Annotated in this window: 10 protein-coding genes and 1 pseudogene; 7 read left to right on the forward strand and 4 right to left on the reverse strand. The window is 69.5% G+C overall.

Annotated elements, in window-relative coordinates:
- The first annotated feature begins 140 nt into the window (after positions 1-140).
- From B0E52_RS03840 to B0E52_RS03850, 3 genes are all read left to right on the forward strand, one after another.
- Positions 141-1,664, forward strand: a complete 1,524-nt coding sequence (locus B0E52_RS03840) for an N-acetylmuramoyl-L-alanine amidase (RefSeq protein ID WP_077482163.1) — start codon at positions 141-143, stop codon at positions 1,662-1,664.
- 47 nt (positions 1,665-1,711) lie between these two features.
- A complete protein-coding gene (gene mutL, locus B0E52_RS03845; RefSeq protein WP_077481959.1) occupies positions 1,712-3,547 on the forward strand; it encodes a DNA mismatch repair endonuclease MutL in 1,836 nt (611 codons plus the stop codon).
- A 248-nt stretch (positions 3,548-3,795) separates the two neighbouring features.
- A complete protein-coding gene (locus B0E52_RS03850) occupies positions 3,796-4,713 on the forward strand; it encodes a DUF1684 domain-containing protein (RefSeq protein ID WP_077481961.1) in 918 nt (305 codons plus the stop codon).
- A gap of 162 nt (positions 4,714-4,875) precedes the next feature.
- Here B0E52_RS03850 and B0E52_RS03855 read toward each other — a convergent pair whose 3' ends face one another.
- On the reverse strand, positions 4,876-5,658 hold the full coding sequence (locus B0E52_RS03855; protein ID WP_077481963.1) for an enoyl-CoA hydratase-related protein: 783 nt from the start codon (positions 5,656-5,658) through the stop codon (positions 4,876-4,878).
- A 161-nt stretch (positions 5,659-5,819) separates the two neighbouring features.
- Between B0E52_RS03855 and B0E52_RS03860 the strand changes: the two genes are divergently transcribed.
- From B0E52_RS03860 to B0E52_RS03875, 4 genes and pseudogenes are all read left to right on the forward strand, one after another.
- On the forward strand, positions 5,820-6,560 hold the full coding sequence (locus B0E52_RS03860) for an FKBP-type peptidyl-prolyl cis-trans isomerase (protein WP_077481965.1): 741 nt from the start codon (positions 5,820-5,822) through the stop codon (positions 6,558-6,560).
- A 75-nt stretch (positions 6,561-6,635) separates the two neighbouring features.
- Positions 6,636-7,426 (forward strand): annotated as a pseudogene (locus tag B0E52_RS03865) (CoA pyrophosphatase).
- Positions 7,423-8,271 (forward strand): sulfurtransferase, encoded by an 849-nt coding sequence (locus B0E52_RS03870; protein WP_077481967.1) that lies wholly within the window; start codon positions 7,423-7,425, stop codon positions 8,269-8,271. Before B0E52_RS03865 ends, B0E52_RS03870 begins: the two are co-directional and overlap by 4 nt.
- A 78-nt stretch (positions 8,272-8,349) precedes the next feature.
- A complete protein-coding gene (locus B0E52_RS03875; RefSeq protein WP_077481969.1) occupies positions 8,350-8,838 on the forward strand; it encodes a GNAT family N-acetyltransferase in 489 nt (162 codons plus the stop codon).
- A gap of 6 nt (positions 8,839-8,844) precedes the next feature.
- Here B0E52_RS03875 and B0E52_RS03880 read toward each other — a convergent pair whose 3' ends face one another.
- From B0E52_RS03880 to B0E52_RS03890, 3 genes are all read right to left on the reverse strand, one after another.
- Entirely contained in the window at positions 8,845-9,600 is a 756-nt protein-coding gene (locus B0E52_RS03880; protein WP_077481971.1) for an enoyl-CoA hydratase/isomerase family protein, read from the reverse strand.
- Positions 9,601-9,756: 156 nt separating this feature from the next.
- Positions 9,757-11,229 carry a DUF4139 domain-containing protein gene (locus tag B0E52_RS03885; protein ID WP_077481973.1) on the reverse strand — a complete coding sequence of 491 codons (1,473 nt, stop codon included), beginning with the start codon at positions 11,227-11,229 and terminating at the stop codon, positions 9,757-9,759.
- Positions 11,230-11,345: 116 nt separating this feature from the next.
- Positions 11,346-12,122, reverse strand: a complete 777-nt coding sequence (locus B0E52_RS03890; protein WP_077481975.1) for an IclR family transcriptional regulator — start codon at positions 12,120-12,122, stop codon at positions 11,346-11,348.
- Between the last annotated feature and the right edge of the window lie 67 nt (positions 12,123-12,189).

Consider the following 12,189-nt stretch of genomic DNA (forward strand, 5'->3'; position numbering starts at 1 on the left):
GGCCCGATGCTCTCGTGTGTACGCAGCAAACGCCACTTGCGATCCATAGCTAGATGCAGGCTGACGAATGATCTGCAGGTTATGGATATTCAAGGGAAAACTTCTTGCAATCCGCGGATGCCTGCGATTCAATGCGCCTCATGCGGGGATACCTGAACAGCTTGGGTGGGGTGCTTGTCGTCGCGCTGGCGTCTGCGCTGGCGCCAAGCGGCGTGCACGCGGCCGACGTGACGGCGGCGCGCGTCTGGGCCGACGCCAGCCATACCCGGCTGGTGTTCGACCTCGATGGCAAGCCGGATTACCGCATCGATCGTCGGAACGACCAGGTGGTGGTGGACTTCGCGCGCGGCAAGCTCGCGGCGGGCTACACCGATCCCGCCGCGCAAGGCCTGTACCGCGGCATGAGCCAGGGCCGGCAGGGCGAGCGCCTGCAGCTCACCGCGAAGATGAGCGCCGGCAGCCAGGTGCGCAGCTTCGTGCTCCCGCCGAGCCAAGGCGACCACTACCGGCTGGTGCTGGACCTGCTGCCGGGCAGCGGGGCGGACAAGAGCGCCGCAACGCCGGTCGTCGCCGCGAAGCCGGCCACGGCGCCGGTCGCTGCGCCGCCGCTCACCGTCGCTACGGTGGGCGGGCGCCATGGCGGCAAGACCGTGGGCATGAGCCGCCAGATCACCCAGCAGGCTGCTGCGCTGCTGGACGGTCAGCGCAAGGTGGTCGTGTGCATCGATGCCGGCCATGGCGGCAAGGATCCGGGTTCGCACGGTCCGGACGGCACGCTGGAGAAGAACGTCACCCTCGCGGTGGCGCGCGACCTCGCGGCGCAGATCAACAAGCAGCCTGGCATGCAGGCCATCCTCACCCGCGACGGTGATTACTTCATTCCGCTGGCACGCCGCTACCAGATCGCGCGCGAGCACGACGCCGACCTGTTCGTCTCCATCCACGCCGACGCCTTCACCAGCGGCGACGCGCGCGGTTCCTCGGTGTGGGTGTTGTCCTCGCGCGGCAAGAGTTCGGTGGCGGCGCGCATGCTGGCCGACCGCGAAAACAGTTCCGACCTGATCGGCGGCGTGTCGCTGGACGACAAGAGCGACGGCCTCGCCAAGGTGTTGCTGGACATGCAGCAGGGCTGGGCCGTGCAGGCCAGCGACACGGTGGCCGGCAACGTGCTGAAGGCGCTGGGCGAGCTCGGTCCCACCCACCGCGGCTACGTGGAGCGCGCGAACTTCGTGGTGCTGCGTTCGCCCGACGTGCCCTCGATCCTGGTCGAGACCGCCTTCATCAGCAATCCGACCGAGGAGCGCAAGCTGCGCGATCCCGGCCACCAGAAGGCGCTGGCCGAAGCGGTGATGAGCGGCGTCAAGAGCTACTTCGAATCCACGCCGCCGCCGGGCACCTGGTTCGCGGCGCAGGCCGCGCGCCGCAACGGCACCGAGCTGGCCTCGGCCCGGACGGGCCAGCCGGCGCCCACGACCGCGCTGGCCGACGACACGCCGGCCAGCGCCGACGCCAACGTGCGCGACCTGCATCGCGTGGGCGAGGGCGAGAGCCTGCGCAGCATCGCGCGCCAGTACGGCATCAGCATCGGCGCACTGAAGAGTGCGAACCACATCGACAGCAACGTGGTGCGCACCGGCACCGTGCTGGCGATACCCGCCGGCTGATCGCCGCCGCGCGGCGAGGCGACCGGCGCAACTGCTAAAGTTCGCGGATGCCCGTCATCCGTCCGCTACCCCCCGAACTCATCAACCAGATCGCCGCCGGCGAGGTGATCGAACGCCCCTCGTCCGTGGTCAAGGAACTGGTGGAGAACAGCCTCGACGCCGGCGCCGCGCGCATCGAGGTGGACATCGAGCAGGGCGGCGCGCGGTTGATCCGCGTGCGCGACGACGGCGGCGGCATCGCGCCCGACGAGCTGCCGCTGGCGGTGGCCTCGCACGCCACCAGCAAGATCGGCAGCTTCGACGACCTCGAACACGTGGCCAGCATGGGCTTCCGCGGCGAGGCGCTGGCGTCGGTGTCCTCGGTGGCGCGCTTCGCGCTCACCTCGCGCCAGCGCGATGCCGAGGCCGCGTTCCGCATCGAGGTGGACGGCGGCAAGCTGCAGGCCGCGCGCCCCGCGCAGCATCCGCCGGGCACCAGCGTGGAAGTGCGTGACCTGTTCTACAACGTGCCCGCGCGCAAGAAGTTCATGCGCGCCGAGCGCACCGAGTTCGCGCACATCGATGACCTTTTGAAGTCGCTGGCGCTGGCGCGCGGCTCGGTGGAGTTCCGGCTCAGCCACAACGGCAAGCCGGTGCGCATCTGGAAGGCCGCACGCGACGCGCAGGCGCAACTGGCGCGCGTGGCCGAGGTGCTGGGCGAGGATTTCCCCGCGCAGAGCCTGCGTGTAGACCACGCCGCCGCGGGCATGCGCCTGTCCGGTTGGGTGGGCCTGCCGACTGCCTCGCGCAGCCAGGCCGACCAGCAGTATTTCTACGTCAACGGTCGGCTGGTGCGCGACCGCGTGGTGGCGCATGCGGTGCGCCAGGCTTATGCCGACGTGCTGTTCCACGGTCGCCATCCCGTCTTCGCGCTGTACCTCGAACTCGACCCGGCCGGCGTGGACGTCAACGTGCACCCGGCCAAGCACGAAGTGCGCTTCCGCGAGCAGCGGCTGGTGCATGATTTCCTGTTCCGCACCTTGCATGAGGCGCTGGCGCAGACGCGCGCGGGGCAGGTGGAGTCGCATGCGCAGGCCGACGATGGCCGATTGCACATGAGCACCGCGGGCGCCGTGCATGCATCCGCGCCGGGCCTGCCGGCGGTCGCAGGCACTGCCGCGTGGCCCGTTCGTGCCGACCAGAGCCGGCTCGCGCTGGGCGTGCGCGACGAGCCGCTGGCGGACTACGCCGCGCTGCTGGGCGAGCCGCCGCGCATGGCCGCCGTCGCCGCGCCGATGCCGGCCGCCGAAGAAGGCGAGGCGCCGCCGCTGGGTTATGCGATCGCCCAGCTCAAGAGCATCTACATCCTCGCCGAGAATGCGCAGGGCTTGGTGCTGGTGGACATGCACGCCGCGCACGAGCGCATCACCTACGAGAAGCTGAAATCCGGACGCACCTTGAGCAACCTGCGTTCGCAGCTGCTGTTGGTGCCGCTGAACCTCGCGGTGAGCGCGAAGGAGGCGGCCGCCGCCGAGGAACACGCCGAGGCGCTGGCCGACTGGGGCCTGGAGCTGTCGCGCAGCGGCCCGTCCGGCGTGGTGGTACGGCGCATCCCGGCCCTGCTCGAAGGCGCCGATGTGGCCCAGCTCACCCGCGACGTGCTGGCGGAACTCGCCCAGCACGGCAGCTCGCGCCGGTTGCAGGAGTTGGAGAACGAGCTGCTCTCGACGATGGCCTGCCATGGTTCGGTGCGTGCGGGACGGCGCCTCACGATTCCCGAGATGAACGCGTTGCTGCGCGAGATGGAAGCCACCGAGCGCTCCGGCCAGTGCAACCACGGGCGGCCCACGTGGACGCAGTTGAGCCTGTCGGAACTGGACAGACTGTTCATGCGGGGGCGTTAGGATACTGCTCGTCATCCCAGCGAAGGCTGGACAAGCGCTTCGCGCGCAGAACACCCGAAGGGCGGCCCCGGAGGGCGGCCCCGAAGGGGCGAGCGAAGCGAGTCATCCAGCGCCTTTGCTGTGGTGTTGCAAGCAAAGGCGCTGGATTCCGGATATCGCTTCGCGATTTCGGTATGACGAGCAAGGCGCTTGTTCATTCGATATTTGGCCGTCCATACTCGGCCCTTCCATTGCCGCGGATCGTCCCCATGTCGCGAGTCGCCGCTTTCCTGTTCGCCCTGATTTCCGGAGTCGCCGCCGTGTCTGCCGCCGAAACCCCGACCTACACCCACGAGATCGAGCAGTGGCGCGCCACCCGCGTGGCGAAGCTCACCGCGCCGGACGGTTGGCTCAGCCTGATCGGTCTGGAATGGCTGCACGAAGGCGCGAACCGCGTGGGCAGCGCGGCCGACAACGACATCGTGCTGAAGGCTGGCCCGGCACACCTGGGCACGGTGACGCTGGCGGCGGATGGTACGTTGCGCATCGCGCTGGACAAGGACAGCGGCGCCACCGTCGACGGCAAGCTCGTCGCCGAAGCCGTGCTGGTGGACGACATGCATGTCGTCGACGGTGCCGCGCCCACCGCGGTGCACTTCGGCAACGCGAGCTTCTACGTGATCGATCGCGACAACCGCAGGGCGCTGCGCGTGAAGGACGGCGATGCGGAAGCGCGCCGCGATTTCGTCGGCATCGACTACTTCCCGATCGACCCGTCCTGGCGCATCGAGGCCGACTGGGTGCCGTTCGTGCCCGCGCATGACCTGGAAATAGGCACCGCCATCGGCACCATCGACAAGGTAAGCGTGCCCGGCAAGGCGGTGTTCCAGCGCGACGGCCACACGTTCGAGCTGCTGCCCTACCAGGAGGAGCCGGGCGGCGAACTGTTCTTCGTGCTGGCCGACCAGACCTCGGGCAAGCAGACCTACGGCGCTGCGCGTTTCCTCTATGCGGCGCTGCCTGCCGGTGGCCTGGCCAAGCCGGGCAAGCTGGTGCTGGATTTCAACAAGGCCTACAACCCGCCGTGCGCGTTCACGCCGTTCGCCACCTGTCCGTTGGCGCCGCCGGAGAATCGGCTCGATATCGCGGTGACGGCGGGCGAGAAAAAGTACGCCAGCGGGCACTGATCGCTGCGTCTCGCAGCGGCCAGGATCAAGCACGAGGATCGCTGCGTCTCGCAGCGATCAAAATCAAGCACGAGTCCGTGGGTCGGGATTCATCCCGACTGCCTTGGATATGTCGGGCTGAAGCCCGACCTACGTCTGGCAATCGCGCGACACAGGGAGCGGTCAGGCACCCTTGAACGCCGCCTTGCGCTTCTCCAGGAACGCGCCGGTGCCTTCGCGCATGTCTTCGGTGGAGAACATCAGCGCAAAGCCTTGCGTCTCGAATTCCAGGCCTTGGTCCAGCGAAGCCTCGCCGCCTTGCAGTACCGCGTCGAGGATGCCGGCAGCGGCCAGCGGCGCCGCGGCGGCGAGCTGGTCGGCCAGTGCGGCCACCGTCTCGTCCAGCGCCTCGGGCGCCACCACGCGGTTGACGATGCCGAGTTCATGCGCGCGCTGCGCGTTGATGGTCGCGCCGGTGAGGCACAGTTCCAGCGCTGCGCTGCGGCCGGCGAGGCGCAGCAGGCGCTGGGTGCCGCCGAAGCCGGGGATCAGGCCGAGGTTGATCTCGGGCTGACCGAACTTCGCCTTCTCGCTGGCCACGCGCAGGTGGCAGGCCATCGCCAGTTCCATGCCGCCGCCCAGCGCGAAGCCCGGGATGCGCGCGATCACCGGCTTGCCGAGGCGTTCGATGCTCGTCATCAGGCGCTGGCCGGCGCGCGAGAAACCCTGCGCCTGCACCGGCGTGTAGCCGTTCATCTCGGCGATGTCGGCACCGGCCACGAAGGCCTTCTCGCCCGCGCCGGTCAGCACCACCGTGCGCACGGCATCGTCCTGTGAGGCCTGGGCGAAGGCGATCGTCAGCTCGTTGAGCGTGTCGCGGTTCAGCGCGTTGAGCTTGTCGGGGCGGTTCACCGTGATGGTGCGCACCGCGCCGCGGTTGGCGATCTCGAGGTTGCGATAGGCCATGCTGGAAACTCCGACTATCTCGAAACGCGCATGGTAACAGCGGGAACCTTTGCCGCCCCCGGGTTTCTCATGCCACGGACGCTGCACGCGGTACACGAAACGCTTACGATGGGGCGTCCCGGAGCGGCCGCGGCGTGCGGCGAGGCGAGATGGAGAACGGCATGACACGACTGCGTTGGCTGCTGCCCTGCCTGTTGCTGGTCGGCGCGGCCCATGCGCAGACCCGTCCGCCGCCGGCTCCGGTGAAGTTGGACAAGGGCAAGCTCTCCTACGCGATCGGCTACCAGATCGGCAGCCAGTTCGTCGATGGCCGCAACCAGGCCGGCATCCCGGAGATCGACATCGCCACCCTGCAGAAGGCGATCCAGGACGCCTACAACAAGCGCCCGCCCACGGTGTCAATGCAGGCGATGCACCAGCAGCTGAACGCGTTCAACCAGCAACTGCGCACCGACGCGCAAGCCGAGTTCGCGCAGCTCGCGGAAGCGAACGCGCGCAAGAGCGCCGCATTCATGGCGCGCAACGCCAAGCAGCCCGGCGTGACCCAGTTGCCTTCCGGCATCCAGTATTCGGTGATGAAGAAGGGCGATGGCACGGTCCATCCCACGGTCACCAGCACGGTGGTGGTGAACTACCGCGGCATGCTGGTGGACGGTACCGAGTTCGATAGCACCTGGGCGCACGGCGCGCCGGTGAGCTTCACCGTGGACCGGGTGATCCCGGGCTGGCGCGACGTGATCCCGCGCATGCGCGTGGGCGATCGCTGGAAGGTGGTGATCCCGCCACAGCTGGCTTACGGCAAGGAAGGCGCGCTGCCGCGCATCGGCCCCAACGAGGCGCTGGTGTTCGAGATCGAGCTGCTGGCGATCAAGCCGCCGGCGCCGGAGCAGGACTCGCGCTGAGCACGCGCGACCCTGCTGCAATGAGTCTGTTCGATATCCCCGCAGGCCATGCGGGGATGTCGAACAGACTCTAGAATGGCAGGGATGTCGAACGAACCTCCCTCCGCACCGTCATCCCCGGCCACGCCTTGCATCGGCACCTGCCGGCTGGACTCCAAGGGCTACTGCATCGGTTGCCGCCGCACGATCGAGGAGATCGGTCGCTGGCGTGGCATGAGCGAGGCGGAGCGCTTGCGCGTGATGCGCGAGGTGTTGCCCACGCGCGTTCCATCATGATCGACGAGCTGCTGCAGGCCTTGCGGCCGCTGTCCGCGCCGCCCATTACGCCGGGCTGGAACCACGCCGACATCACCGAGCTGCTGGGCAGCACGCAGCGCCGCCCGGCGGCAGTGCTGCTGGGGCTGCGTGAGGGCGTGCAGCCGCGGCTGGTGTTCACCGTGCGCACCGACCACCTGCAATCGCATGCGGGGCAGGTGGCGTTTCCCGGCGGCGGCATGGACCCCGGCGACATCGACGCGCTGGCCACCGCGCTGCGCGAGAGCGAGGAAGAGATCGGCCTCGACCGCACGCTGGTGACGCCGCTGGGCTACCTCGACAACTTCGAGACGATCAGCGGCTACCGCGTCACCCCGGTGGTGGCGCGCATCGCCGCGAACGCGCAATTGCGCGCCGCGCCGGCGGAAGTGGCCGAGGTGTTCGAGGTGCCGCTGGCGTTCTTCCTTGAACCCGCCAACTTGCGCCGTTATGTCATGGAATACCGCGGCCACCAGCGCGACATGGTCGAATTCGTGCACGGCGGGCACCGCATCTGGGGCGCCACCGCGGCGATCCTGCTGAACCTGCTGAAGAGGATGGGACGCGCATGAAGAGCACGCTGATCTCCGCAACCGAGCTGGCGCCGCTGTCGCCGCAGGACGTGCTGATCGTCGACTGCCGCAAGGACCTGGCCGATCCGGCGAAGGGGCGGCGCGATTACCTCGCCGGCCATATTCCGGGCGCGGTCTACGCGGAGCTGGATACCGACCTCTCCGACCTGTCGCGCCAAGCCGAGGGGCTGGGCCGGCATCCGCTGCCGTCCGCGGCCGCATTCTCGGCCGTGCTGGGCCGCTGGGGTTGGCGACCCGGTTTGCAGGTGGTGTGCCACGACGCCGGCAACGGTGCGCTGGCTGCCGCACGACTGTGGTGGTTGCTGCGTTTCGCCGGCCAGCCTGCCGTGGCGGTGCTCGACGGCGGTTACGCCGCGTGGCAGGCGGCGGGCCTGCCGTCGGAAACCATCGCGCCGCAGCGCGTACCCACGTCGGTTGCGGTGCAGTTCGACTCAGCCCAGGTCGTGCTCGACCATGCCGCGCTGCACGCCGTGCCCGCGCCGTTGCTCATCGACGCCCGCGCGGCCCCGCGCTATCGCGGCGACACCGAGCCGCTCGACCCCGTCGCCGGCCATGTGCCGGGCGCGCGGAACCGCCCGTTCGCCGACAACCTTGCCGCCGACGGCCGCTTCAAGAGCGCGCTGGAGCTGAAGCGCGACTTCCTTGCCGTGCTCGGCGCGCGCGCGCCATCCGCGGTGGTGCACATGTGCGGCTCCGGCGTCACCGCCTGCCACAACCTGCTGGCGATGGAACACGCCGGCCTCGCCGGCTCGCGCCTGTACGCGCCGTCGTGGAGCGGCTGGGTCAGCGATCGCGCGCGGCCGGTGGCGACGGGCGAAGAATGAACGCCGCGTTTCCCGGCATGGGCCGCGAGCGCGGCAGTATCGGCTGATCGCGGGAACGCCAGCCCACGGAATACGCGGATGACCACACCTACCCGATCGAGCGGCATCCGCATCGTCGGCTTCGAGCCGCGTTGGCGCGGGGCGTTTGCCACGCTCAACATCGAATGGCTGGAGCACTGGTTCGTGGTCGAGGCCTACGACCGCGTAGTGCTTGGCGATCCCGAGAAATACATCCTTGCGAATGGTGGCCGCATCCTGTTCGCCATCGACGAGGCGGAACGCGCACTCGGCACCGTCGCGTTGAAGCACGAAGGCGATGGCGTGTACGAACTCACCAAGATGGCGGTGTCGCCCGAAGCGCGCGGTCGCGGCATCGGTCGCCTGCTGATGGCCGCGGCACTGGACCTGTATCGCACGCTGGATGCGCGCGAGCTGTTCCTTGAGTCCAGCAGCCTGCTCGCGCCCGCGCTGGCGCTGTATGAAAGCGTCGGCTTCCGGCACCATCCCGCGCCGCGCGCGGGATCGCACTACGCACGGGCGGATGTGCACATGGTCTGGGAGCCTTGATCGCGCTCAGCCCTTGCTCTTGAGCCGCGCCACCAGCGCCTGCAAGGTGGCCTGCGTCTGCGGGTGGAAATAGCCGTCGAGGAAGTCGTCCAGTGGCAGCGCCTCCACGTCGGCGAAGGTGGCGACGAGATCGGCGCGGGCGAGGCGGCGGGTGGCGAGCATGGCATGCGAGGGCAGCGCGAGCAGGTCGCCCATCCAGCGCAGCGCGCGCGTCGTCACCTGGTCGATGCCGGTGGTCTCGTCGACGAAGCCGCAGGCCAGCGCTTCCTGCGCGTCGGTCATCGCGCCGGCGACCAGCAGGCGTTCGGCACGGTAGGCGCCCACCACGCGGCGCAGCGCGAGCTGGATGCAGTCGGGCACGCTGAGGCCCACCTGCACCTCGTTGAGGCCGATCTTGTACGGCCCCTGCGCCATCACGCGGTAGTCGCACATCAGCGCCAGCACGGCGCCGCCGGCGGGGCTGTGACCGGTGATCGCGGCGGCCAGCGGCACCGGCGAGCAGGCCAGTGCGGCGGCGGTGGCGAAGAACTCGCGCCAGTAGGCACGCGCGCCGGCGCGATCCATCTGCAGTACCGCAGGCACGTCGACGCCGGCGGAGAACATGCCGGGCACGCCGGACAGCACGATGCCGCGCGCGCCGCCGGCGAACGCGCCGTCCAGCGCGCTGCGCAGCATGCGCAGCAGTTCCAGGTTCAGCGCGTTGACCGGTGGCCGCGCCAACTGGATCTCGGCGATGGCGTCGTGCTGGATGACTTCGAGCATGGGGTGGCTCCTGACGGTGATGCAGTCTGACACTGCTTGTCTGCTCGTCATTCCTGCGCCGGCAGGAATCCAGTGTCTTGGCGCGTTCTGTGCGGAATCACTGGACCCCGGCCTTCGCCGGGGTGACGAGGTTTCGAGTTTCGCTTCGCGTGTGGATCACGGCTGCGGATGCTGGTCCGCGGTCCAGCTGTAGTGCACGGCGTAGTCCAGCACGGCCTTGCCGCGAGCGGGCACGCTCACGCGGAACTCCAGCGTGTCGGTGGTCTGCCGGCTGGGCTTCTGGCTGGACGAGGCCAGCTTCCATTCGCGCCAGCGGTTGGGGTGTTCGCGCACGGTGACGGTGCGCGCGCCGTCGCCGGCATTGGTGAGCGTGATGCGGAAGGCTTCGTCCAGCGTGCGGCCGGCCTGGTCGACGTGGAAGTCGGTGCGCTCGCGCCGGGCACGCAGGTCGAAGGCCTGGCCCAGCGCGATGGTGGCGTCGCCGCCCTTGGGCGTGTCCTCGATGCGGCCCTCGCCGATGAATTGCGGCGTGCCGTGGCTGTCCTGCGCGAGCACGCGCAGGTAGCCGGCAGGCAGGCTGTCGAACGCGGTGAGTTTCAACGTGCTGACGATGTTGCCGTTGCTGCCGCCGCCGTTGAAGTCGCGGCCCAGCATCGGCTGCGGCGGCTGCCAGCTGCCGCCGTTCTCGGCCAGGTTGGTGCGCTCGCAGGCCAGCGTGCGCGTGGCATACAGCGGTACCTGGCTGACGCTGCCGTCGGGCAGGTTCACCGCTGCGGGCAGGGTGTAGCTGCGGTAGTTGTCCATCTGCGCCTGCTCGGGCATGGGCGCGGCGGCTGCAAAGGCCTTGGCCTGCAGCATCATCGGGCGTGGCGCCGAGGCCTTGGCGAAGTTCGGTTCGCCCGCGATCAGGGTGAGTTTCGCGTCGCGCCAGTCGCGGCCGCTGCGGTTGGCGATGCTGGCGCGCGATTCGAACTGCATGCGGCAGGCGTCGCCGGGTTGCAGCGTGGCCACGTAGGCGGCGCGCCAGCCGAGGCCGCTGGTGGGGTAGCTGAGCACGGCTGCGGTGTTGCCGCCGCGCGCGGCATCGACGCGCAGGCGCAGGCTGGAACCGGTGGGGAAGTCGCCGCTGTCGACGCGCACGCCGGCGTACTGGCGAATCCAGCTGGTGCCGGCGCCGCCGACTATCATCAGACCGTCGTTGCCGGCGCGCAGCAGCGTACCGCTGGCGATGGCCTGGCCGCTGTCGCCCAACACGGTGACTTCGCGGCCGAGCAGGCCGGTCAGTGCGGCGCTGCCGCCCTGGCCCAGCAGCAGGCGCTGCGAGACCACCTTGGCGCCGCCATCGGGAAAGCCCAGCGCCAGCGCCTCGGCATCGAGGTGGTCGGGCAGGTCGCCCAAGGTGATGTCCTGCAAGCCGGGCTTGAGCGCGAGCGCACGCTGTTCGCGCACCACCGCGTAGCCGTCGTCGACGTTGCCGTCGCCGCTGCTGGCGTACAGCGCGGCGCTGTCGCTGCGGTACAGCGTGATGTCGGCGCCGTTCGCCGTGGGCGTCGCCGCGTGGACCGGCGCGGCGAAAGCCAGGCCGCCGACGCAGGCGAGCGCAAGGGCGGAGAGGACGGGCTGGTTCATGGCAGGGATCCTTGCATGGCTGGAATTTTCCGTAGGAGCGCGCCCTGTGCGCGAATGTTTTTGCTCCGATCAGCAGCAAAGCCATCGCGCACAGGGTGCGCTCCCATGTGCTTCGTTCAACGCCGTTGCGTGGCGGCGCCGTAGTGCAGGGTGTCGGAGATCTCTGCGGTGGCCTTGCACAGCGCCTCGACGGTGCGCTGGCGCGTCTGCGCCGAGGCGCGCTGCTCGATGAACGGCACGGTGAGCGCGCACACGGCATGGCTGTGGTGGAGCACCGGGGCGGAGAGGTCGGTGACCGCATCCACCACGTGGCTGCGCGCGCAGGCATAGCCCTGGCTGCGCACCTGCGCCAGCTGGCGGACCAGCTTCTTGCGGTCGAGGTCGGGCTCCTGGGCGGCGATCAGGTCCAACCAGTGCTCGCGCACCTGTTCGTCCTGGAAGGCCAGCAGCACGTGGCCCGAGGTGGCCTGGGACATCGGCCGGCGATGGCCGATGCGCACCACCAGGGCGATCTCGCCCGGCGGATCGGCGCGGGCGATCACCACGATCTGGTCGCGCGAAGGCACCACCAGGTGGCAGGCCTGCTCGGTGGTCTCGGCGAGCCGGTGCATCACCGGCAGGGCGGCCTCGATCGCGCTCTTCACCGGCGGCTGCTCCATCGCCAGGCGGAACAGCCGCGGCGTGATGCAGTAGCCGCCGTCGCCTTCGGCGCGGGCGAGGTAGTCGCGCTCCTCCAGCACCTGCAGCATGCGGAAGATCTCGCCGCGCGAGCGGCCGACGCCTTCGGAAATCTCCACGATGCTGAGCGGCTGGTGCGCGCTGGCCAGCAGTTCGAGGATGTCCAGGCCCTTGTCGAGCGCGGGCGCGCGGTATTTGGGTGCGGGTTTCGTCATGGTTCCCTAGCTTGCCGCATGCCGCGGATGTCGTCATGTGGAACACGGCATGTTGCGGCGCGTCTTG

This window comes from Rhodanobacter sp. C06, from assembly GCF_002001105.1.
Classification (GTDB): domain Bacteria; phylum Pseudomonadota; class Gammaproteobacteria; order Xanthomonadales; family Rhodanobacteraceae; genus Rhodanobacter_A.